Source organism: Kitasatospora sp. GAS1066B, from assembly GCF_041262605.1.
Taxonomy (GTDB): domain Bacteria; phylum Actinomycetota; class Actinomycetes; order Streptomycetales; family Streptomycetaceae; genus Kitasatospora.
Window position 1 is genome coordinate 363,630 of record NZ_JBGCCO010000002.1, and the last position, 18,479, is coordinate 382,108.

An 18,479-nucleotide genomic window follows, 5' to 3' on the forward strand; every position below is an offset into this window, starting at 1 on the left:
CGGCCTTTCTCGGCCCTTCTCGGCCCTTTCCGGCCATCGGTGCAACGCACTACGCACCTGAGTCCGTGTCATCAGTTGCCGGACTATCGTCTCCTGACGAAGTGTCCGGAGATCGTCGCGGCAGGAGTCCTTGGCGAATCACGATCCGTAACGGGGCGTCAGAGATGAGACCGAAGTGGCGCATAATGGCAGTGTGCGGGGGAGCGGAGTCGGAGTGATGCCGACAAACTGCACGGGGTTCTCGGGGAATTCCCGTGCAGGGAATTGGAGCCAGCGCGTGGCCGGGGGGCAGCTGATGACTGACAAGGCCGTGAAATCCGTCACGGTGGCGGTTCTCGCGAATGATCCGGTGACCGGCGAGGGGGCCGTCTGGTGGCTCTCCTCGTGCAAGGACATCACCGCCAGCTACTGGACCTGGCGCCATCCCGCCGATGTGCTGCTGGTACTGGCGACCGAGGTCACCAGTGACACGCTGTCGCGGGTGGAACGCGTCCAGGTCGAGGCGACGGACCGGCCCCTGCCGCTGGTGCTGGTCGCGCACGAGTTTCCGGAGCACCAGATGCTGCGGGCCATCGACCTGGGCCTGGTGAGTTACCTGAACCGGCAGGAGAGCGGCTTCGACGACATCAAGCGCGCCGTCCTGGAGGCCGGCGCCGGGGGCGGGGAGTCCTCGGCGGGCGTGCAGCAGGCGCTGATCACCCACATCAGGGCGATCCGGGACCGGACGCTGGTGCCGGCCGGCCTGAACATCGCCGGTCTGGCCGACCGGGAGGTCGAGGTGCTGCGCCTGCTGGCGGAGGGCTTGAGCACCAAGCAGATCTCCGCGAAGCTCAGTTACTCCGAGCGCACGGTGAAGAGCATCGTGCACGGCGTGGTCACCCGGCTCGGCCTGCGCAACCGCACCCACGCCGTGGTCTACGCCCTGCGCGCCGGGGTGATCTGAGCGCGGTGCGCGGGCAGCCTGAGACCGACCGGCACAGGATGGGCGACGGCCCTGGTCACCGAACTGCGCAAGGAGCCGAGATGAACCCGAGCCCCGACCCGACCGCGCTGCCCACTGCGCGCGCCGCCGCCGAGCGCGCCGCCCGTGCGGCCGGGGTGACCATCCGCGAGCTGCACGACCTCGACACGCTGGCCGAGGCCGGCGCGCTGCTGGACCAGGTCTGGCCGCCCACCACGCCCGGGGGCACCATGATCACGCCCGAACTGCTGCTGGTCCTGGCCCACTCGGGCAGCTACGTGGCCGGCGTCCACCAGGACGACCGGCTGATCGGCACCTGCCTGGGCCTGCTCGCCACGGTCGGCCTGCACTCGCACGTCGCCGCCGTCGAGGGCGGCACCCGCGGCCGCAGCATCGGCTACGCCGTCAAACTGCACCAGCGCGCCTGGGCGTTGGAGCGCTCGATCGCCACCATCACCTGGACCTACGACCCGCTGGTCAGCCGCAACGCCTACTTCAACCTGGCCAAGCTCGGCGCGCTCCCGGCCGAGTACCTCGCCGATTTCTACGGCCCGATGCAGGACGAGGTGAACGCCGGCGACGCCTCGGACCGGCTGCTGGTCCGCTGGGAGCTGGCCGCCGAGCGGGTCGAACTGGCCTGCGCGGGACGGCCGCACACCATCGAGCCGGACGGGCTGCGGTCCCGTGCGGTGGTCGCCCTGGACATGGACGAGCGCGGCCGCCCGACCGCCGGGCGACCGGACGGCGACACCCTGCTGGTCCGCGTCCCGCCGGACATCGAGGCGCTGCGCCGGCGCGACCCCCGCGCAGCGCGTGACTGGCGCCACGCGCTGCGCGAGGTGCTCGCGGGTCTGCTGGCCGAGCGGTGCGCCGTCACCGGGTTCGCCCGGGACGGCTGGTACCTCGTCGAGCGACCGGAGAGCTGAGCGCAAGCGGTCGTTTCGTTGGCTGGCTGCGCTACCGTCAGCCGGCCGCGAAGGTGGACCAGTTGACGTTGACGTAGTCGGCGGGCTGGCCGCTGCTGAAGGTGAGGTAGACGGTGTGCACGCCGGTGGTCGCGGCGAGGTTGGCGGGGACGGTGGTCCAGCTCTGCCAGCCGCCGGTGTTGCCGATGGCGAAGCTGGCGACCGGCGGGGCGGTGACGCTGTCGAGCCGGACTTCGACCAGCCCGCTGACCCCGGCGGCCGCGCCCGAGGCCACCCGCGCCTGGAACTGGGTGGCGCCGGTCGCACCGAAGTCGATGCCGGAGTAGCCGAGCCAGGCACCATTGGAGATCCAGCCGACGTCCTGCCCGCCGCCGACGTCGGTGCAGGGCTCGGTCTGGGTACCCGAGTTGGAGCTGTGCGCGGCCGCCTTGATGGTGCTGAACGCGCTGGTGCCGCCCGGCGGCGGATTGCCGGAGGAGCCCTGGGCCGCGCCGACGGTGATGGTGAGCAGGGTCGGGGTGGCCGACTGGACCTTGCCCTCGAAGTCCACGCCTGCCGGGTGGACGTCGTCGTAGGGGAACGCGTAGCCGAGGTGGTCGGTGGTGGTCGCGTGCAGGATGCGCGCGTAGTGGTTGGTCCGGGCCTGGGTGTAGAAGGCGGCCGGGTTCTCGCCGTCCGGCTGGTTCGGATCGGCCAGCAGCGTGGTGCGGTTGAACGCCGCGGCCAGGCGCGCGCTCAGGTTGCCCATCTCGTCGTTGCCCGTGGTGAACGGGGCGCTGCTGCAGTTGAAGACGGCGGCGGTGGACGGTTTCGTGAAGCTGCCCACGCCGGGGAAGGTCAGCACCCCGTTGCCCACCCGTCCGGTGACGGTGCCCCAGGTGTACTGGGTGTCGACCACCAGGTCGGTGCCCTGGTACTGCTGCCACACCTGGTCGATGTACGCGTCGAGGTACCCGGCGAAGAGCGAGGAGTTCGACCCGATGGCCAGGTTGGGGCTGAGCGCGCGCAGGTTGTTCCCCGCGGCGTCCTGGACGATCAGCTTCGCCCAGTCGCCGCCGTCCGCGGTGGCCTGGGCGCGCAGCGCGGAGCAGACGGTATCGAGCCCGCCGGCCGGCAGTCCCTGGACCGTCTGGGGGCCCTGCGGCGTCTGCAGGTTGAAGGAGATCGGCACCGAGACGAAGTCCACGAAGCTGATGTTGGCGTACAGCTGGCTCTGGTCGTAGGTGAACTCGCAGAAGCTGTAAGCGGTGTTGATGTTCGGGTCGGTGGGGTTGCTCACCGACGGCATCGCGATGCCCGGGCCCGGGTTGACCAGGAACACCAGCTTGCTGCCGATCGAGAAGTAGATCCGCCCGCTGGCGAGTCGGGGCAGTGCGATGGTCCGGGGCGCCGCTCCGGGAGGCGGCAGGGCGATCGCGCAGTCGGCGCCGAGCGGGGCCCCGGGGGCGGCCGGGGAAGGCGGGTGGTAGAGCGTCTGGCCGTCGGCCTGGAGGAAGGCCCAGCTGTTGCCCTGCGCGATGTCCAGTCCCAGCACGTAGGCGTAGACGGTGTTCGAGGAGGTGTTGTTGGCCAGGTCCACGGTGAGCGTGGCCGGCGTGGCGGCCGCGGCGCGCCGCTGCGTGCCGGTGAGCACCAAGGGAGCCGCGAGAGCGGCCATCGAGGCGCCGAGCAGTGTCCTGCGAGCGATCACGGAGTCCTCCTGGAGGAGGCGGCGGTGGGGGGCGGCGCTGCGGCGCTGGCGTGTGGGGGAGTGCCGCGAGTCCGGTTGGTCTGACACTCTGGCCAGTTGACGTCCTCAAGTCAAGGCACGCCGCCGGACCACGAGCCGCCGCCGCGGCTCGGACGACTGTGCGAAGAGTCGAACGCCAAGTGAGGGTGGTGTACGTCCGGGGCGGTCCGGCGCGCCGTCGTCGCGATGGTTCGTAGGCTGTGCCCTGGACATGACGACACGTCAGCAGGATTCAACAGGGGGTCAATCGTCATGACGGCGAGTCGATCACGGCGTCGGTTCCTCTCCGAGGTCGGCGGCATCGGCGGTGCGGTCGCCCTGGGCGCGGCCGCACCGGCAACGGCTGCTGCTGATGCTGCCGGCGGTGGTGGCGGCCGAACCAGCGTCGCGGTGCTGGGCGGTGGCGTGTCAGGGCTGAGCGCGGCCCATGAACTCGCCCTGCGCGGCTACGCGGTGACGGTCTACGAGTACTACCCGGTGCTCGGTGGCAAGGCCCGCAGCATGGACGTGCCGGGCACCGGCCAGGGCGGCCGCCGGCCGCTGCCGGGCGAGCACGGCTTCCGGTTCTTCCCCGGCTTCTACCGCAACCTGCCCGACACGATGCGCCGGATCCCGTTCGGCGGCAATGCCGACGGGGTCCACGGCAACCTGCGCAACGGCACCGAGGCGCTGCTCGCCCGCAACGCCGGCCGCCCCGGCCTTCGGCTGCCCCTGCGCACCCTCACCGCACCACCGGACCCGAGCGAACTCGCCCCGGAGGCCCTGCTGCGGACCGTCACCGGTCTGCTCGACACCGTCCTGCACCTGCCCGCCGACGAGGTCGCCTACTTCGCCGGCCGGGTCCTGGTCCACCTCACCAGCTGCGACCGGCGCCGGGAGGATCAGTGGGAGAAGGTGCCCTGGTGGGACTTCATCCGGGCCGCCGAGATGTCCCAGGACTACCAGCGGCTGCTCGGCATCGGCCTGACCCGCGACCTGGCCGCCACCAAGGCGGAGGAGGCCAGCACCCGGACCGTCGCGCGCACCATCCTCGAGGCCTTCGTCATCGACGGCATCCTCGGCCGGGGCGTGGACGGCGAGCCCGACCGGGTGCTCAACGCGCCGACCAGCGAGGCCTGGATCGACCCGTGGGCGGCCGAGCTGCGCTCGCTCGGCGTGGTCTTCGAACTCGGCACCGAGGTACAGGAAGTGCTGTACGGCGACGGCCGGGTCACCGGCGTACGCGTCGCGGCCCCGGACGGCGGCGCGGCCCGGACCGTCACCGCCGATCATTACGTCTCGGCTCTTCCGGTGGAGCACGCCCGGGTCACCTGGGGGTCGGAACTCCGCGCCGCCGACCCGCAGTTGGCGCGCTGCGACGAGCTGCGCACCGACTGGATGGTCGGTGTGCAGTTCTACCTGAAGAGGCCGGTGCGGATCGTCCACGGGCACACCATCTACATCGACTCCCCATGGGCGATCACCAGCGTCAACCAGGCCCAGTTCTGGGACGTCCGGGACTTCCCCGCCGACTACGGGGACGGCACCGTGGTCGACTGCCTGTCGATCTGCGTCTCCGAGTGGAACCTGCCCGGCATCCTCTCCGGCAGGACCGCCATGGAGTGCACCCGCGAGCAGGTGGCGCAGGAGGCCTGGGCCCAGTGCAAGGACGCGCTCAACGGTGCGGGCCGGGTGCTCCTCGACGATGCGGATCTGCACTCGTGGTTCATGGATCCGGCCGTCACCGGCCTCGGTGGGCCCACCCCGCGCAACCGCGAGCAGCTCCTGATCCACCCGGCCGGCACCCTCTACCACCGGCCCTCCGCCGCCACGGCGATCCCCAACTTCTTCCTGGCCGGCGACTACGTGCGCACCGACGTGGACCTGGCCACCATGGAGGGGGCCAACGAGTCGGCCAGGCGAGCCGTCAACGCCCTGCTCGACGCGGACGGCTCGACCGCCGAACGCTGCCGCATCTGGCCCCTGTTCCGGCCGCCGGAGCTCGAACCGCTCAAGCGGGTCGACGAGTTGCGCTACCAGCTCGGCCTGCCCAACACCTTCGACCTGGGCTGAGGCCCGGCGTCGGCGAGCCGGTCTCAGGCCGGGGCCTCGTGCGGCTCGGCCGGCACCACCACGACCGGGAGGTGCGCGTGATGGACGACCTCGGTGCTGGTCGAGCCGAGCGTCAGGCGTCCCCAGGCGCTCGAACCCCGGGTGCCCACCACCAGCAGGCAGGCGTCCGTGCTGCCCTCCAGCAGGACCTGCGCCGGACGCCCCAGCTCGCACCGCACCTCGACCTCGACGGGCGGCCCGCCGACCTGCCGCGCGAGCTCCGCGACCGAGTCGGCCACCGCCTGCGTGACGAGATCGTACTGATGCGGCGGGTAGCCGCCGCTGGTCCCCGGCCAGGCCATCCGCTCCATGCCGGTGTGCCGGGCCGGCACGTAGTCGTAGGCGCACACGGCCCGCAGGGCGACGCCGCGTAGCTGGGCCTCACGGAGCGCGAAGAGCACCGCTTCGCGGGCGGGCGGTGAGCCGTCCGTTCCCACGGCGACCGGGCCTTCGGCGACCGGGCGCTTCGCATCGGGCGCGGGACTGTCGGTCATCAGAGCCTCCAGGGGGCTCGCCGGCAGCGGGTTGTCGCACGGCGACGACCCGGGGAGCCCGTCTCCGTCCAGGATCCTCCCCGCACGCTGCCCCGGCGCGCTGCCCTGGCGTGCTGCCCCGGCGCGCGCGGATCGCGGCTGCCGCGCGCAGCATGGGGAGAAGGGGAGGCCGATGCGTGCCGACGGCCCGGGCGAGGGCCGCCGGATGGACGGCTGTAACCGGACGGAGACTGTGATGACTCGGAATCCAACGATCACCACCCGCGACGTGTCCTGGCGCTCCCCGCGCGAACGCGCCGAGCTGGGCAGGGCGGCCCGCGCGCACGCGCCACGCTCCAGCCACGCCGAGTTCGAGCCGGGCCCGCACCGGCCCGACCCCGTGGACGTCATCGAGAAGCAGTCCGCCACCCGGGTCACCGAACTGGTGCCGATCCGCTACGGGCGGATGTCGGAATCGCCGTTCCGCTTCTACCGGGGCGCCGCCGCGATCATGGCCGGTGATCTGGCCACCACGCCACTCTCCGGCCTGCGCGTGCAACTCTGCGGTGACGCACACCTGTTGAACTTCCGGCTGCTCGCCTCCCCGGAGCGGAACCTGGTCTTCGACATCAACGACTTCGACGAGACGCTGCCGGGCCCGTGGGAGTGGGACGTCAAACGGCTGGCCGCCAGCATGGTCATCGCCGGCCGCGAGAACGGTTTCACCGACGCGGAACGCGCCGCGATCGTGCAGGCCACCGTCCGCTCCTACCGTGAACAGATGCGCCGCTTCGCCGGGATGAACAATCTCGACGTCTGGTACGCCCGGCAGGACGCCGAACAGCTGCAGGCCATCGCGGCCGGGCGGTTGCACAAGCGCGGCCGCGCCATGCTGTCCGAGACGCTGGCCAAGGCGCGCACCCGCGACAGCCTGCAAGCGTTCGAGAAGCTCACCGAGGTGGTCGACGGCGAGCGGCGGATCGCCTCGCAGCCGCCGGTGATCACCCGGGCCCGCGACCTGATGCCCGGCCTCGCGGGCGAGGCGCTGGAGGAGATGATCCGGGAGCTGATCGCCCGGTACCGCAGCAGCCTCCAGACGGACCGCCGGCACCTGCTCAGCCAGTTCACCCTGGTCGACATGGCACGCAAGGTGGTGGGCGTCGGCAGCGTCGGTACGCGCTGCTGGATCGTGCTGATGCTCGGCAAGGACGGTGAGGACCCCCTCTTCCTTCAGGCCAAGGAGGCCGACCCGTCGGTGCTGGCCGCACACGCCGGCGCGAGCCGGTACGCCACCCAGGGCGAGCGGGTGGTCGCCGGGCAGCGACTGATGCAGGCCACCAGCGACATCTTCCTCGGCTGGGAGCACGTGCACGCGCCGGACGGCGTCGAGCGCGACTTCTACGTACGCCAGCTGCGCGACTGGAAGGGCATCGCCGAGCCGTCGCAGATGGTGCCGCGCGGCATGCGCGCCTTCGGCGAGTTGTGCGGCGCCACCCTCGCCCGCGCCCACGCCAGATCCGGCGACCGGATCGCCATCGCCGCCTACCTGGGCCGCAGCGACGTGTTCGACCAGGCGCTGACGCGCTTCGCGGAGACCTACGCCGACCAGAACGAGCACGACCACCAGGCACTGCTCGACGCGGTCGCCTCGGGACGGGTGCCCGCCGAAGCGGCCTGAGGCCGGCGCTGAACTCACGCCTGGTGGGCCGTCGATGGCTCGAGCGCCGGGCCGTCCCTCCGTGCACCGATCTCAGCCCGGGAGCGGGCGCGTCACACTGACGTCAGGAGATCACGTACGTGGAGAGGACCGAGATGACATCCACCCCCGGCACCGCGCGCCTGCTGGCCGACCTCGCCGAACGCGTCGCCGGAGCCGGTTCGGAGCAGCGGGGCGCGCTGTGGCGGCTCGCGGAGCCCGGGCGGCAACTCGACGCCAACCTGATCCGCCTGCCGGCCGATGCCGTGGTGGACGAGCACCAGGAGAACGACCTGGACGTGCTGCTGCTCGTCGTCGCTGGCGGCGGCACGCTGTTGGACGGTGCGCGGGCGCTGCCGCTCGAGGTCGGCGGGCTGGTCTGGTTGCCGTGCGCCGCCCGGCGCGGACTGCGTGCCGGACCCGGGGGGCTGGTCTACCTCACCGTCCACCGGCGGCGTCCGGGCCTGGCCGTCCAGGGGGTCCGGACGGCCAGGCCCGTGGCCGAGGGTGGCGAGGCCGCCTGCCTGCTCCACCGGATCTGCCCGGCCTGCGGCGCGGTGCCCGATGGGGTCGCCCCGGCCTACTGCAGCCGCTGCGGTGAGCGGTTGGCGGCGGACTGACCGGCGGAGCAGGAGCGGGACGGCTGGTCAGACCCGGTCGGCGGCGATCAGCACGTACTGGAAGGAGCCGTCCTTGTAGGAGGAGAGAAACGCTTCTTCAATGCCGGTGACCAGCGAGGAGGTGGCCCGCAGCTCCCAGTAGGGCAGCGTCGCCGGCGTGAGGTCGATGACGGCCTGCGGCACGAGGCGGTTGTCGGCCATGGCGCGCAGGTACTCCCGGCGGGAGTGGATGTTGCACTCGAAGTGCGCGTTGATCTGCGACACCCACTTCGACGGCTGCCCGTAGACCGGGTTCCAGCAACCGGTGATGGTCACGTAGCGGCCGCCGACGGCGAGGATGCGGGAATGCTCGGCGAAGAGGTCGTCCAGGTCCACGTACATGCTGGACTCGTTGTTCCAGGAGCCCGCCACCTGCCCGGTCTCGAAGGGCATGTCCAGCATGTTGCAGACGCGGGAGCGGACGGAACGGTCGATGCCGAGCTGCTGGGCGCGCTGGTTGGCGAACTCGGCCTGCTTGGCCGAGAGGGTGACGCCTTCGACCCGGCAGCCGAACCGCTGGTGCGCCATGATCATGGAGCCGCCCCGGCCGCAGCCGGCGTCCACCAGCGTGGCGTCGCCCGGGACCTGGCCCAGGTGGTCCAGGAGGACGTCGGCCTGCGCGGACTCCAGCCGGTGCAGCTCGGCGATCACCTGCTTCTCGCGATCGCCCTCGTCGGACGCCGCGATCGCGGCGCGGTCGATCTCGCCGATGCCGTAGTGGTGGTGGTAGAGGCCGTCCACATCACCCAGGCGCAGGTTGACGGGTCGCGCCTCCTGGTCCCAGTAGCGGGCGATGTCGTCCTGGTAGGGCGTCGCCGGTCCGGGGATCTCGGCGGTCGTGTTCGGGTCGGCGATGAGGTCCGTTGTGGTCATTGGTGGTCAGCTCCTTGGTTACCAGAAATCGGGCAGGCTGTAGCGGTACGTGTTGGTGCAGTGCCAGTGGTGGTTGCCGTCGACCCAGGCGGCCACGCCGCGCAGGAACCGGACCACTGGTGGTGCGGGATGGGCGGCGGCGGCAGCGGCCGCGGCGGCCTCGAAGTCGTGCATGAGCTCGTTGTGGACCTCGACCGTCTTCAGGTACGCCTCGCGGTCGCTGCACCGTTCGCGCTCCGCGATCACCACCGGCAGGTTCAGGTGCTTGCCCGGGCTGGCGAGCTCCTTGGTGTACGAGTACAGGTCGTTGACGATGGTGGTGGCGTTGGAGCCGAGCGCGATGGCACGCTGAACGGCGGGCAGGGCGTGCAGCTCGGCGGGGAGCTCGTAGCCGTCGATGGTGTCGGTGATGGTCGGGCAGGGGCGGAAGTTGTTGAACTGGCGCATCGCCAGGTACTCCCACACCTCGGGCAGGTAGTCCGTCTCCGCCCAGGCGGCCTCGGCGAGGTATCCCAGGTGCAGACGGGCCATGTCGTGCCGGAACCGGTCCGCCTGGCTGGGCGTGGCCGCCTCGGTGAGGTACCGCATGGCGGAGTGGTAGGCGCGGCGCGGGGCGTCGGCGTGCAGCGACGCCTCCCAGTCCGGGTGGTACTCGTGCGTGGTGTGCAGGGGGTCGAGGGCGGTGTGCGCCAGCAGGAGCCGGCCACCGAGGCCGATGGGTGAGCCGCCGTGGTCCTCGCAGTAGACGTCGTCCAGCGCGTTCTCGGCCGCCATGAGCCGGGTGGCGATCATCAGGTGGTCGATGCTGGGGGCCTCGGGGTGGCAGGCGACCATGTAGCGGCCGAGGTCGAAGCCGTCGAACTGGCCTTCCCAGTCCGGCGGAAAGAGCTGGACCTCCTCCACCGCCCACTGTTTGACCCGCCGACCCACCTCGGCCACCCGCCCGGGGTCGGGTTCGGGCACCGGGTGGTAGTAGAGGCCCGGAATCGGCCTGCCTGCTTCCGCCGGTGTCGCGTCAGGTGCCCTGTGAGGTGCCTCGCTGGGTGCGTCGGCCCGGCCCGGGTGCAGGCTCGACGTGCCAAGACCGCTCGGGCCGCGCAGAATCCGTGCGATGGATGCGGTGTTCGCTGTGGCGTCTGCCGTGGCGTTCGCTGTGGTGTTCACGGCCGCACCGCCGCGGGCTTGGCTGGGGCATGCGCGGCAGACGGTTTCCCGGCCCGGCCGGAGACTTGCGACCGCACGTCGGGGGTGAAGACGGTGAACCCGGCCAGGGGCATTGACCACTCCTTGTGCGTACTGGTGCGGACCGGCCGGCCCGACACAGCCAGGGTCCGAACGCGCATCGGGGCTTTGATCCGGTTGGCAGACAACAGAGTTGTCGTCTCGCTCATCTAACTTAGCCAGCAGCGATATCCGCAATCCCCGCCCACCCCGCGCATACGCGCGCGCCAGCGGCGTGCGATCACCGGGGGCTTCACCCGGCGCTCCGTCGGAGACGGCTGCTGTCGCATGCTCAGGTGCGAGAATTCACCCACGTTTTCGGCGAGTATCGGACAACTAGCAGTGTCAGTGGAGGAGTTGTGCCACTCATTGACCAGCTGCCATCCAGAGGAAACGAGGTAGTTGATATGCTTAACGGTCAAGCATTTTCAAACCAATGCGCTGCAATTCGCCGAGGTGGCGCGGATAATCAGCGGCTACTCGACTTGCTGTTGCCCCTGGCACTTTCGCTTGCTCGGCGACGAGTCCGGGCCAGCGGTGGACACGGTCTCGGCAGACCTTCGCGCCGGCTCCGGGTGGGGTGACCGAGCGTCAGATCAACGGCGGGCGGGGCACCTGCCCGCCGTTGCGAGGTCACGCGATCCCCTGGACTGCATATGCCAGTATCCGATATATGTAGTCCCATGACGGATCGTTCGATGCAGGAGCCCACGCTGCTCCTCCTCACCGCACTGGCCGATGCGCCCCGGCACGGGTACGCGCTGATCCAGGAGGTCGCCGTGATCTCCGGAGGCCGGGTGAAACTGCGTACGGGGACGCTCTACGGAGCGCTGGACCGCCTGCTCGGGCAGGGGCTGGTGCGCGTCGAGAGCGAGGAGGTGGTGGACGGGCGAGCCCGCCGCACCTACGCGCTCACCGACACCGGGCGCGAGGTGCTGACCGCCGAGGCCGAACGGCTGCGCGCGGTCGCCGCCGAGGCCGAACGCCGGCTCGCCGCCGCCACCCGCGCCCCGAAGCTGCGCACCGGGTTCGCCTCATGAGCGGCCTCGGGTTGAAGCTGGCGCTGCTGCTCCACCCGGCCGCCTACCGGCGGGAGTGGGGCGAGGAGTTGGCAGCGGTGTTCGCGGACACCACCGCCGGCACGGGCCGCTGGACCACCGCACGGGAGGCGGTCGACCTGGCCGGGCACGGGCTGCGGCTGCGGATCGGGCTGGGCTCCGACGGGCTGCCCGCGCAACTGGCCGCGCTGGCCGCACCGTTCGCGGCAACGGCGGCGGTGGCCTGGGGGCTCGTGTCGCAGCCCGGGCCCGTGTCGGTGCTGATGCTCGTGGGGCCGAGGCACTGGCGGCAGTTCGGGATGCTGGACCTGTGGCCGTCCGCCACCGGCCTCCAGCTCGCCTCCTACTGGCTCGATCAGGCCGGCCTGCTGCTCTTGCTGCTGGCCGCCGTCGCGGCCGTGTGCGGTCGGTGGACGACGGCCCGGTCGTCCGGCGTGGTCGGCCTGCTGGCGACGCTGAGCGGTGACGTGATGGAGCTGACGGATTCCACGAGTTGGGCCGAAGGCCACTGGGCCCAGTTGATCGCCCGGGCGTTCGCCTGGTTCGGGCCGCAGGTACTGTGGGCGCTGATCCCGCTGGCCGCACCGCGCGACCTGCTCGGACCTGCCACCCGTCGGCGCAGCTGGAGCGCCCTGGCGGGAGCGCTGACCGGCGGTGTCCTGCTCGACACGGCGCTCGGAATGGGGCCGGTGAGGTGGCTCGGCTACGGCGCCGGCGGCGTGGTGGCGCTGGTGCTCGGTGCGACGGAACTCGCGCTGCTCGCGGCGGCCGTGCCCGCCCTGCTGCGCGGCCGGTACGGTCCGGCCGCCGCAGCGCTGGCCGGGTCTCCCGTCGTCGTCCTGATGCTCTTCATAGCCGGTTGCTTCCTGTGGAAGACCGCCGGCCCCGACGCGGCCGTGGCACTGCTCGGCGTGGCCACGTTGCTCACAGCGGCGCTGAGCCGCTGGCGGCCGACCATCCCCGACCGCCGGCCACCCACGGCCGGCTGACACCCCGACGGCTGGGCCCGGCACGGGGGACCGGGCCCAGCCGCTGCCCTTTCCGGGATCGGGCTACCGACCAACTCCTCGGCTGGTGCGGCCTATCGGGCCTGGAAGTCGTGCCCGGCGGCGGGCGGTCGACCCGCTGCGCGATGAAGGCCGCCGGTACGCCGAGCGTCTCAGCGCCGCTGGAGCCACTACCGAGCTCGTCCAGGCAGGCGATCCAGCCCTCCCTGGTGGCGCCGGACCAGCTGTCGACACACCTGAACCGTCCGCCGCCGATGACCAATCGCGTGTCATCCGCCGCGACCGCCTTGGCGGTCTCATCCATGAATACGAGCAAGTCGCATAAGGTGACCGGCTTTTTCGGCACGCACAGGCGTCGGTCGCGGCGACTACTGTGCCGTTCATGTCTGACGATCTGTGGAGCCACACCTCACTGCCCGAGGTTTCACCGGCGTGGCCGGGTCGGACGGATGGCCTCCTTCCCGGCCGCTGCGTACTCCCTGCGGTCCGTGAGGTGGCGCCGCTGCCGCATACGTTGGTCGCCTCGGCTTCTCGATCGGTTGGCAGGGAAGCCGAGGTCGAGCACGTGCGGGTGGCACTGGGTGAGCTGGTATCGGGTCGGGGACGGGCAATCGCGCTGGTCGGGGAGCCGGGTATCGGCAAGAGCACGCTGATGCTGGCAGCGACCGCGTACGCCCTGGCCGCCGGAGTCCGGGTACTCGCGGCACACGGTCAGCCCGCGCTCGCCCCCACGCCCCGCGACGTCCGTCCGCCGGCGGACGGCTGCTGCGATCTGCACGAGCTGGTGGAGCAGGGCATACCCGCGCTGGTTGCCATGGACGACCTGCATCAGCTGGCGAACGACCGGATCCCGGGTGTGGAGCGGTTGCTCCACACGGCCGCCACCGGTCCGGTGTTCTGCCTGCTGGCCTACCGGCAGCGCCAGCTCTCGCCCGCGCTGGCCGCCGTGCTCTCCCGCGCCGCGTCCACGGGCCGGCTCGAGGTGCGGCACCTCGGAGCACTCTCCCGCGAGCAGGCCCTCGCACTGCTCGGCGACCACCCCGAGGCCGAGGAGGTCCACCGCGCGTGCCTGGGCAATCCGCAGTACCTCAAGGTCTTCGGCGCCGAGGGCGAAGCCGGCGCCGACGCCGCCCTGGCAATCCTCGGCGAGTTGGCCGACCTGGATCACCCCGCGCTCGCCGTGGTCCAGGCCGCGGCGGTGCTCGGCGAGCCGTGCCGCCCGGAACTGCTCGCCGCGGTCGCCGGCCTGGAGATGGCCGCGGCCATGCGGGCCTTGGACGCCCTCTCCCGCCTCGACCTGGTCCGGGCGGCCGCCCCCGCGCCATACCTGATGCTGCGTCACCGCGCGGTCGGCGAGGTCGTCTACCGGCGGCTCGAGCCCAGCCGCAGGCTCGCCCTGCACCGCAGCGCCGAACTCGCGCTTGCGGAGCGGGCCGCGCCGATCGCGCGACGCGCTCACCACATCGTGCGGGCCGCCGACCCGAGCCAACCGGAGCACCTGACGACCTTGATCGCTGCCGCCCGCGACTCGCTCCACAGCTCGCCCGCCGCCGCGACCGAGTATCTGCAGGCCGCGTTGTCACTGCTCCACGAGGGCGAGCCGCACTGGCACGAGGCGCGCGTCCTGCTCGCCCAGACCCGGCTGCTGACCGGAGACGCGCCGGAAAGCCGCGCGCTCCTCGATGCCCTGCGAACCGCCGGACCGGGCCGGCCGCCGCACCAGAGCAGCGCCCCGACTGCGCTGGCCGACGCCAGCCGGGTCGAACGACGGCTCGGCCGCTTCACCGAAGCCGGAGCCATCGCCCGCGCCGGGCTCGCGGCACTGGCCGACCAGGACTCCGCGACGGCCGCCGCCCTGCACGCCGAACTCGCCGACTACAGCTACGACCTCCAGGACTTCGCGACCTCCCTCCAGCATGCCGAGACGGGCGCGGCGATCGCGCGCAGGCACGATGACCGAGTCGGTGAGGCCAACGCCCTGGCCCAGGCATCCCTCGCCCATCTGTTCACCGCCGACCTGGCCACCGCCCTGACGACGGTGCACAGGGCGGCCGAGCTCGTCGACGCCACCTCGGATGCCACGCTGCTGACCAACCTGGAGGCCGCGTACCAACTGGGCATGGCCGAGGGGATGTTGGGTCGGCTGGCCGACTCCGAACGTCACCTCGACCGCGGCGCGGCCCTGTCCCGGCGCACCGGGCAGACGTATGCCCGGCCCATGATGCTGATGAGCCTGGCCAACACCCAGCTGCGTGCGGGGAACCTGCGCGGCGCACTGGCGACCCTCGACGAGACCACCCCTCTCGTCGAGCGCGCCGGCAACCCCGCGACTCGGGCCGGCCTGGCGACGTTCCGGGCCGAGGCGCTGCTCTGGCGGGGCAGCGCGGACGACCTGGGGGAGGTCCTCGAGCTGGCCGACCGGGCCGCCGCGATCGCCGACGGAGAGACACCCGGGTGGGCCGTCGGCGTCCGCTGCCTCGTCGCCGGGCTCGTCCTGCTCACCGGCGACCCGACGCGCGCCGGCTGGCTGCTGCTGGATGCGGCGGGTGGCACCGACCTGCCTCGCCTCACCAGCTGGCGCCAACCCCGCTTCTGCGACACCTTGGCACAGGTAGCCCTGGCCGAGGGCGACTTGGCCTTGGTCGAGCACTGGGCGCGGCGTGCGGCGAGTTGTGTCGAACAGCTGCCCTCCGCGAGCCGACTCGGCTTCGCCATGCGCGTGCGCATGCGGGCCCACGCCATGCGCGGGAAGACCGAGCGGGCCCTGGTCAGCGCGCAGGAGGCGATCACGCACTTCGCCGCCGGCGGTGAGCGCATCGAGGTCGGCCGCACCCTGGTCACGGCAGCCGAGCTGGCCCTGGACGCGGGACTCACCGATCAGGTGACCGACCGGCTGGACCGGGCGGCGCTGCTGGCCCACCAGTGCGGCTCGGCGCGTCTGGCCGACGAAGTCGCCCACCAGCGCGGCCGGCTCGCCGCGCACATCCCCGGGACCAGGGCCCTGGCGCCCGGTGGTGCGCTGGCCGTGCTCACCGCGCGGGAACGGGAGATCGCCGGCCTGGCCAGCACCGGGATGACCAGCGGCGAGATCGCCGGCGCCCTGGTGCTCAGCGTGCGCACCATCGACAGTCACCTGGGCCGGATCTATCGCAAGCTCGGCGTGCCCAATCGGGCGAGCCTGACCCACGCCGTGCTCGGTGCGACCCAGGACCCACCGTGACGGCGCGCACCGGCACGGCCGGCGGCTACCAGGCGAGCCGGGCCCAGGGGCTGTCCTCACGGGTGAGCAGGCGTTCGGAGTTGAGCTGGAACATCGAGACATCCCGCGCGATCTTCTCCGCGTCCGCCCCTCCCATGCCCATCTGCCAGAACGCGCGCCCGAAGATGAAGCCACCGTTGAACTCGGTCCAGGACGTGTGCTCGGCGCGCGCGAACTGCACCGCCTGTGCGATCGCCGTCCATGCCTCGTCCGGCTGGATGAAACCGGCGTCCAGGAAGAGCCGGCTGATGTGGACCACGCGGGCCGCGTCCCAGCCGGCGATCGACTTCGGGTACTGCTCGGGAAGGTTGCGCTTCACCTCGTGGATGGTGTTGGCGTAGCCGCCGAAGTAGCGCAGCACGTCCTCGGGTGCGAGCTCGTGCCGGCGCGCCACCTCGGGCAGCTCCTGCGCCCCGCGCTTCTGGATGGCGACGTACTCGCTGCGCTTCTTCGCGCTCCCGAGCTCCTCGAAGTACGGACGCACCACCTGGTAGATGCCCCGGTGTCCGCTGCTGATCAGGTAGCGGTAGGTCTCCCGGGCCGACTCGGTGTCCACCACGCCCCACGGGCCCCGCAGCACCTTGGCGGCGGTCCTGGCGTCGGCCTCCATCGTCAGGGCGTTGATCGGCAGATCGCCCTCGAGCGCGTATACCGCACCGAGCGCGAGGCCGCGTTCCTGTTCGCCGGTCAGCGCCGGTGCATCGGCCAGGATGTTGTAGCTGAACGTGAAAAGGCCCTTGATCGAGCCGAAAATACCCATGCGTTGTGTTTCTCCGCGTTCAATCTGTCAGGGGTCGGCGATGGCCGGACACCGGTTGGTGGCACGTCAGTCACGGCGGGGCGCTTGAGTGGATCTCGCCTCGACGCCGCACGTCGATGCTCCCGGAGATCACGGACGGGGACATCGGTAGAACTACGTAACCTTCCCCGGACCCGGCCGCACCGGGTCAGCCGCGCGGGTTGGTCTGCTGCAGGAGCCCGGGCAGCTCGTCCCATGCGACGGCGTCGAGGTCGAGCACCACGCCTTCGCCGGACATGGTGCCGCTACCGCTCGGATCGCGGGTGGTCCTGCCGCCTCGGTAGTCGAACCTGTCGTAGAGTCCCGGGTTCCCCGGGACGGGCGCACGAGCGTACGCGCTGTCCGCGGAGAGCCAGAACTCCACGACCCGGCTGCCTCCCATCCGCGGGCTCATCGCCTGGACCACCGAGCGTGCGCCCTGCGGGGTGATCAGGCCCGGGTGCTCGGGGGAGGCGGTGACCGGTCCGTCGTTCGACGGGTTGTCCTGCCCGTAGCCGTAGTTCACCGTCCAGAGCCCGGCGGCGGCCAGCACCGCGGCGCCGGACCAGCTGGACCAGATCGCCCTGCGCCTGGAGCGGCTCCGCGCCGGGCGGGAGGTCGTGACCGGCTCAGGGCGGCTGTCCTCCAGGCGCGTTGGGGAGGACGTGCCCGGTCGCGTGGTCAACCGCAGGGGGGCTATCGAGGCGCGCACGGTCTCGGCCGTCGGCTGCGCTGTTCGGGCCCCTGCTTCGGCCGCAGCGTCGGCCTCTGCTTTGGCCCCTGCTTAGGCCGCAGCGAGCAGCCGGTCGAGTTGCTCGGCGTTCGGGCGGGCCGTGGTGTCCCGGACCAGGAGGGCGGAGAGTACGAGGCCCAGCGGTCCCGATCGCACGGGCGGCGGGATCGGCTCGTCGAGCACGGCGGCGAGCGTGGCGATGCTGGTGGCGCGCCGCAGCGGGTGGTGGCCCTCGACGGCGACGTAGAGCAACATCCCCAACGACCAGAGGTCGGAGGCCGGGTTGCCTTCCTCACCGCGGATCCGCTCGGGAGCGATGTACTCGGGTGAGCCGATCAGCCCCCCGGTCGTGGTCAGACTGGTCGAATCCCGAAGCGAGGCGATGCCGAAGTCGGTGAGCACCGGTGTGCCGTCAGCGCGCAGCAGAACGTTGCCGGGCTTCACGCCGCGATGCTGAATGCCGGCCGCGTGTGCGGTGCTCAGCGCGGACAGTACCCCTCGGCCGAGCCGGGCCGCTTGGGCCGGCGACAGCGGGCCCCGCGCCAGCCGGTCGTGCAGCGAGCCACCGGTCACCAGCTCCATGACCAGCCACGGATGGGGGAATTCGGGCACATCCACGATGTGATAGATCGTCACCACGTGCGGATTGTTGAGCCGAGCCAGCGAACGGGCCTCGCGCAGCACCCGCTCGCGCAGCACGCGCGGCCTTCGGGTCGTCGTCGAGCAGCGCCGGGCCGGGCGGACGCACCTCCTTCATGGCGACTTCGCGGTGCAACACGGTGTCGCGAGCCTGCCAGACCAGCCCCATGCCGCCGCCGAGCCGCTCACGGAGTTCGAAGCGACCATCGATGAGCCGGGTGTGCGGTCCCCCTGTGTTCATGGCGGTCATCGTATGGCTGTGGCACCGTCAGGTCCGGCGCGGCCCTAGGGCCTGTACGGCGGATCTTTCCGGGCCCGCGACGCCGGGCATCCCGGCTGGACGCACGCCCGAATCGCCCAAGTACGTCCAGTACGA

At 71.7% G+C, this 18,479-nt stretch carries 14 protein-coding genes and 1 pseudogene; 8 read left to right on the plus strand and 7 right to left on the minus strand.

The features are described from left to right. Window positions 1-295 precede the first annotated feature (295 nt). Window positions 296-943: a response regulator transcription factor gene (locus ABH937_RS03265; RefSeq protein ID WP_280689249.1), complete on the plus strand. Its 648-nt coding sequence runs from the start codon at window positions 296-298 to the stop codon at window positions 941-943. Between the two features lie 80 nt (window positions 944-1,023). Continuing rightward, window positions 1,024-1,887, plus strand: a complete 864-nt coding sequence (locus ABH937_RS03270) for a GNAT family N-acetyltransferase (RefSeq protein ID WP_280689248.1) — start codon at window positions 1,024-1,026, stop codon at window positions 1,885-1,887. A 37-nt stretch (window positions 1,888-1,924) separates the two neighbouring features. On the opposite strand, the gene ABH937_RS03275 is transcribed toward ABH937_RS03270, so the two are convergent. Continuing rightward, complete coding sequence (locus ABH937_RS03275) at window positions 1,925-3,577, minus strand: beta-1,3-glucanase family protein (protein ID WP_280689247.1); 1,653 nt, start codon at window positions 3,575-3,577, stop codon at window positions 1,925-1,927. A 291-nt stretch (window positions 3,578-3,868) separates the two neighbouring features. Between ABH937_RS03275 and ABH937_RS03280 the strand changes: the two genes are divergently transcribed. Then, a complete protein-coding gene (locus ABH937_RS03280) occupies window positions 3,869-5,668 on the plus strand; it encodes an FAD-dependent oxidoreductase (protein WP_280689246.1) in 1,800 nt (599 codons plus the stop codon). 23 nt (window positions 5,669-5,691) lie between these two features. On the opposite strand, the gene ABH937_RS03285 is transcribed toward ABH937_RS03280, so the two are convergent. Then, window positions 5,692-6,201, minus strand: coding sequence for a universal stress protein (locus tag ABH937_RS03285; protein WP_280689245.1), 510 nt, complete (start codon window positions 6,199-6,201; stop codon window positions 5,692-5,694). A 235-nt stretch (window positions 6,202-6,436) separates the two neighbouring features. On the opposite strand from ABH937_RS03285, the gene ABH937_RS03290 reads away from it, so the two are divergent. Continuing rightward, window positions 6,437-7,858 (plus strand): DUF2252 domain-containing protein, encoded by a 1,422-nt coding sequence (locus ABH937_RS03290; RefSeq protein WP_280689244.1) that lies wholly within the window; start codon window positions 6,437-6,439, stop codon window positions 7,856-7,858. 134 nt (window positions 7,859-7,992) lie between these two features. Then, window positions 7,993-8,496, plus strand: a complete 504-nt coding sequence (locus ABH937_RS03295) for a hypothetical protein (RefSeq protein WP_280689243.1) — start codon at window positions 7,993-7,995, stop codon at window positions 8,494-8,496. A 27-nt stretch (window positions 8,497-8,523) separates the two neighbouring features. On the opposite strand, the gene ABH937_RS03300 is transcribed toward ABH937_RS03295, so the two are convergent. Continuing rightward, complete coding sequence (locus ABH937_RS03300; protein ID WP_280689242.1) at window positions 8,524-9,408, minus strand: geranyl diphosphate 2-C-methyltransferase; 885 nt, start codon at window positions 9,406-9,408, stop codon at window positions 8,524-8,526. Window positions 9,409-9,426: 18 nt separating this feature from the next. After that, window positions 9,427-10,692: a family 2 encapsulin nanocompartment cargo protein terpene cyclase gene (locus tag ABH937_RS03305; protein WP_370217117.1), complete on the minus strand. Its 1,266-nt coding sequence runs from the start codon at window positions 10,690-10,692 to the stop codon at window positions 9,427-9,429. Window positions 10,693-11,312: 620 nt separating this feature from the next. On the opposite strand from ABH937_RS03305, the gene ABH937_RS03310 reads away from it, so the two are divergent. The 3 genes from ABH937_RS03310 to ABH937_RS03320 all read left to right on the plus strand — a co-directional run bounded on the left by ABH937_RS03310 (window position 11,313) and on the right by ABH937_RS03320 (window position 15,914). Further along, window positions 11,313-11,669, plus strand: a complete 357-nt coding sequence (locus ABH937_RS03310; protein ID WP_370217119.1) for a PadR family transcriptional regulator — start codon at window positions 11,313-11,315, stop codon at window positions 11,667-11,669. Next, window positions 11,666-12,676, plus strand: a complete 1,011-nt coding sequence (locus ABH937_RS03315; RefSeq protein ID WP_370217120.1) for a hypothetical protein — start codon at window positions 11,666-11,668, stop codon at window positions 12,674-12,676. Before ABH937_RS03310 ends, ABH937_RS03315 begins: the two co-directional genes overlap by 4 nt. Window positions 12,677-13,346: 670 nt before the next feature. Further along, complete coding sequence (locus ABH937_RS03320) at window positions 13,347-15,914, plus strand: LuxR C-terminal-related transcriptional regulator (RefSeq protein ID WP_370217121.1); 2,568 nt, start codon at window positions 13,347-13,349, stop codon at window positions 15,912-15,914. 25 nt (window positions 15,915-15,939) lie between these two features. Here the strand turns inward: ABH937_RS03320 and ABH937_RS03325 are convergent, their stop codons facing one another. The 3 genes and pseudogenes from ABH937_RS03325 to ABH937_RS03335 form a co-directional block, all read right to left on the minus strand. After that, window positions 15,940-16,713: a DUF1266 domain-containing protein gene (locus ABH937_RS03325; protein ID WP_370217123.1), complete on the minus strand. Its 774-nt coding sequence runs from the start codon at window positions 16,711-16,713 to the stop codon at window positions 15,940-15,942. Window positions 16,714-16,900: 187 nt separating this feature from the next. After that, window positions 16,901-17,416 carry a hypothetical protein gene (locus tag ABH937_RS03330; RefSeq protein ID WP_370217124.1) on the minus strand — a complete coding sequence of 172 codons (516 nt, stop codon included), beginning with the start codon at window positions 17,414-17,416 and terminating at the stop codon, window positions 16,901-16,903. A gap of 102 nt (window positions 17,417-17,518) precedes the next feature. Beyond that, window positions 17,519-18,344 (minus strand): annotated as a pseudogene (locus tag ABH937_RS03335) (serine/threonine-protein kinase); the annotation flags it as partial. Window positions 18,345-18,479 lie beyond the last annotated feature (135 nt).